This is a genomic window from Saccharothrix sp. ST-888 (assembly GCF_000955975.1).
Lineage (GTDB): Bacteria > Actinomycetota > Actinomycetes > Streptomycetales > Streptomycetaceae > Kitasatospora.
Window position 1 is genome coordinate 1 of sequence record NZ_JYJF01000462.1, and the last position, 378, is coordinate 378.

Genomic DNA, 378 nt, shown 5'->3' on the forward strand with positions numbered 1-378 from the left:
CGACTGCTCACCGTCGGGGCCGTCGGTCGGCTGCAGCGCAGCGACGGCGGCGGTGGTCGCGGCGGCGTCCGCGAGCGGGCGGGCGGCGGTCAGCGCGGTCGCCTCGCCCTCGTCCAGTCCGGCCCCGGTCAGCCCGCCCTCCGCCTCGGCCGCCCCCCCCCCCTTGCCCCCGCCCCCCCCCCGCGCCGCGCCGCCCTCCCCCGGCGCTGGGTAAACGCCCTGCCCGCCGCCGAGTCCGAGGCCGCGCTCACCTGGGCCGGACTGGACGAGGCCGAGGCCACCGCCCTGACCGCCGCCCGCCCGCTCGCGGACGCCGCCGCGACCACCGCCGCCGTCGCTGCCCTGCAGCCGACCGACGGCCCCGACGGTGAGCAGTCC

General features: G+C 82.8%; 1 protein-coding gene. It reads left to right on the forward strand.

Annotated features, from left to right (window positions below; translation table 11 throughout):
- Positions 1-378 (forward strand): hypothetical protein (locus UK12_RS45315; RefSeq protein ID WP_045306984.1); only part of this gene is annotated, 378 nt, incomplete at both ends.